The organism is Actinosynnema sp. NPDC023658, from assembly GCF_040639995.1.
In the GTDB taxonomy this organism is placed as follows: Bacteria; Actinomycetota; Actinomycetes; order Mycobacteriales; family Pseudonocardiaceae; genus Actinosynnema.
The window spans coordinates 1-2,875 of record NZ_JBFAAX010000726.1 but is presented as its reverse complement, the minus strand read 5'-3'; the positions used below and the strand labels follow the sequence as shown (position 1 = coordinate 2,875).

Annotated in this window: 1 protein-coding gene; it reads left to right on the top strand. The window is 70.4% G+C overall.

The window, feature by feature from the left end; translation table 11 throughout:
• Positions 1–2,803 (top strand): glycoside hydrolase family 9 protein (locus tag AB0G02_RS33835; RefSeq protein WP_360802528.1); only part of this gene is annotated, 2,803 nt, incomplete at its 5' end.
• Positions 2,804–2,875: the final 72 nt, after the last annotated feature.

Below are 2,875 nucleotides of genomic sequence, written 5' to 3'. Positions count from 1 at the left end.
GCCGGCAGAACACCCCGAACACGGCGTCGTCGTCGGCCACCCGCAGGTCGCACCATCGCTCGACCCGTGGTGGGCCAGCGCCGGCGTGTCGAACCGGCTGACGAACGGCGAGCTGTGCGCCACGGTCACCGGCGGCACGGTCAACCCGTGGGACGCCCTGATCGGCCAGAACGGCGTGCCGTTCGAGGCCGGTCAGTCCTACACGATGTCGTTCGACGCGTACGCCTCGGTCGCCCGGCCGGCGGCCGCGGCGGCAGGTGAGGGCGTCAGCCCGTACCGGACGATCGCCAAGCAGGACATCTCGCTGACCACGACGAAGCAGCACTTCAGCTTCACGTTCACCTCGGAGCTGGACTTCCCGGACGCGGGCTCCGGCCAGGTGACGTTCCACCTGGGCGCGCAGGCGGCGGACACCACGGTCTGCGTGGACAACGTCTCCCTGGTCGGCGGCGTGAAGCCGCCGGGCGGCGACCCGGCCGTGCCGGCGAAGAAGATCAACGTGGACCAGGTCGGCTACGTGCCGGGCCTGACCAAGCAGGCGACGCTGACGTCGACCGCGACGACCGCGCAGACGTGGACGCTGAAGAACTCCGCGGGGACCACCGTGGCGACCGGCCAGACGGTGCCGAAGGGGACCGTCGACCCCGACTCGGGCGACTCCACGCACCTGATCGACTTCTCGTCGTACGACACCCCGGGCACCGGGTACACGCTGAGCGTCGGCTCGGAGACGAGCTTCCCGTTCGACATCGCCACCGACGCGATCAAGAAGCTGCGGTACGACTCGCTGGCGTACTTCTACCACAACCGCAGCGGCATCCCGATCGAGGCGCAGTACGTCGGCGCGCAGTACGCGCGCCCGGCCGGCCACATCAACGTCGCGCCGAACCAGGGTGACAACAACGTCCCCTGCCTGGCGACCATCAGCTGCGGCTACACGCTGGACGTGCGCGGCGGTTGGTACGACGCGGGTGACCACGGCAAGTACGTGGTCAACGGCGGCATCGCGGCGTGGCAGCTGCTCAACACCTACGAGCGCGCGAAGCTGATCGGCGACGCGTCCGCGCTGGGCGACGGCAAGCTGGCCATCCCGGAGAAGGCCAACGGCGTGCCGGACATCCTGGACGAGGCCCGCTGGGAGGTCGAGTTCCTGCTGAAGATGCAGGCGCCCGACGGCATGGTGCACCACAAGATCCACGACCAGAACTGGACCGGCCTGCCCATGCTGCCGGACCAGGACCCGCAGGCCCGCCGGCTGTCCGCGACCAGCACGGCCGCGACGCTGAACACGGCCGCGGTGGCCGCGCAGGCCGCCCGCATCTGGAAGACGATCGACCCGACGTTCTCGGCGAAGGCGCTCGCGGCGGCCACCAAGGCCTACGCGGCGGCGAAGGCGAACCCGAACAAGATCGCGGACCCGAACGACAGCACCGGCGGCGGCTCCTACAGCGACGCCACGCTGACCGACGAGTTCTACTGGGCCGCGGCGGAGATGTTCACCACCACCGGTGAGTCCGCCTACCGCACCGACGTCACCTCGTCGACCCTGTTCAAGGGCAAGAGCCTGACCACGCGCGGCTTCGACTGGGGTTCCACGGGCCCGCTGGGCGACATCACCCTCGCCCTGGTGCCCAACGGCCTGGCCGCCTCGGACGTCGCGGCGACCAGGTCGGCGTTCACCGCGGTGGCGGACGCCCACCTGTCGAAGATGGCGAGCCAGGGCTACCCCGCGCCCTACAGCCCGACCGAGGGCTACGACTGGGGTTCCAACGGCCTGGTGGCCAACAACATCTCGGTGCTGGCGCTGGCCTACGACTTCACCGGTGCGGCGAAGTACCGCGAAGGCGTGTACCAGGGTCTGCACTACCTGCTGGGCCGCAACCCGGTGTCGTACTCCTACGTCTCGGGCTACGGCGAGCAGGCCTCGAAGAACGTGCACCACCGGCACTGGGCGCACCAGCTCGACCCGACGCTCCCGAACGCGCCCGCGGGCGCCCTCTCGGGTGGTCCGAACAGCGCGCTGCAGGACCCGGTCGCCGCGCGCCTGCTCACCGGCTGCAAGCCGCAGAAGTGCTACGTGGACCACGTCGAGGCGTACTCGGTGAACGAGGTCACGATCAACTGGAACTCCGCGCTCGCGTGGATCGCCAGCTGGGCGGCCGAGAAGACGACCGTCGCGCCGCCGGTGGACACCACCGCCCCGTCGACCCCGGGCACCCCGGTGGCCTCCGACATCACCGCGACCGGCGTGAAGCTGTCGTGGACGGCGTCCACCGACGCGGAGAGCGGCGTCAAGGAGTACGACGTCATCTCCGTCGAGGGTGACGCGCTGCGCGTGGTCACCACGGTCACCTCCCCGTCGGCCACGCTGACCGGGTTGCGGCCGGACACCGCGTACACGTTCTCCGTCGTGGCGAAGAACGGTGCGAACCTGCGGTCGGCCATGTCGCCGCAGGCGTCCGTGCGGACCAAGCCGGACGTGGTGGCGAACTCCTGCAAGGTCACCTGGCAGGCGTCGACCTGGTCCACCGGCATGTCGGTGAACGTCACCGTGGCCAACACCAGCGGCCAGGCGTGGAACGGGTGGAAGCTCGAGTTCACCATGCCCGGCACGCAGAAGATCACGCAGGGCTGGTCGGCCACCTGGGCCCAGACGGGTCAGGCGGCGTCCGCGACGAACCTGTCGTGGAACGGCGCCGTGGCCAACGGCGGTTCGGCGAACATCGGCTTCAACTCCTCGGGGTCGGGCACCACCCGTCCGACCGACTTCCGGGTGAACGGGAACCCCTGCTCCGCGGGGTGACCTCCTGAACGGGCGGCCCGGCACCACGGGCTGACCGACTGCCCGGAGGCGGGCTCCCCACGGAGTCCGCCA